Here is a 751-nt window from a genome sequence, read left to right on the forward strand (position 1 = left end):
ATAGTGCGAATTCGTCGTTTTCCGCGGCGGCGTTGCCCCATCCGGGACCAGATCGCCATCATCGTGGGTACACCTGATTTCGACCGTATCGTTCCCGTGCGCCTGCATTCCTCCTGCATCACTGGGGATCTGAGCGGGTCCTTGAAATGTGACTGTGGTGACCAGCTTCAGAACAGCCTGCAATCGCCTGCATGAGGCGGGCGGCGGTGTCCTTCTGTATCTGGATCAGGAGGGGCGCGGCACCGGAATCGGGTCGAAGATGCGGGCATACGGCTACCAGAATGCCGGTCTTGATACGATTGACGCCGACGCCGAGCTGGGCTTCAGTGCCGATCACCGCCGGTATGAGGCGGCATCTGCCATGTTGCAGGGCCTGGGGATCACGAAAATCAACCTCTATACCNAACAATCCTGCCAAGGCAGAGGCATTGCGCCGTGACGGTCTGATCGTTGCACGGCGCACCCCCGTCAAGAAGAAGCCCTATCAGCCCAGAAGCCTGTGGCCGGTTCTTCTGGAAGCATTACTTCCTAGCCTCTATTCGGCGCGTTCGATTTTCCTGGCGACTTATCTTGGATATTATCTGCGCGACTGCAGGGCGTCCGCAGCGGGAAGCTTTGTCTTCGGCGTCGAGGATTTCCATACGGTGTGGGAGGTCATGCTTCGCCAGACACTCTTGCACGTGGAAGGGAACTGGAATGCCCGCTTGCCCCACGCTGTCTATGAAACCGTTCCGGGTGGCACATCGGATGC

2 protein-coding genes and 1 pseudogene are annotated in these 751 nt (G+C 58.8%); all 3 read left to right on the plus strand.

Annotated features, from left to right (window positions below):
- Positions 1-195, plus strand: a pseudogene (locus TR36_RS15960) (hypothetical protein); the annotation flags it as partial.
- Positions 158-439, plus strand: a complete 282-nt coding sequence (locus tag TR36_RS16370; RefSeq protein ID WP_202814454.1) for a hypothetical protein — start codon at positions 158-160, stop codon at positions 437-439. The pseudogene TR36_RS15960 and the gene TR36_RS16370, both read left to right, overlap by 38 nt.
- The coding region (locus TR36_RS15200; protein WP_153010597.1) for a hypothetical protein at positions 429-751 on the plus strand (323 nt) is incomplete at its 3' end. The genes TR36_RS16370 and TR36_RS15200, both read left to right, overlap by 11 nt.

This window comes from Falsirhodobacter sp. alg1, from assembly GCF_000739715.2.
Taxonomy (GTDB): Bacteria; Pseudomonadota; Alphaproteobacteria; order Rhodobacterales; family Rhodobacteraceae; genus Falsirhodobacter.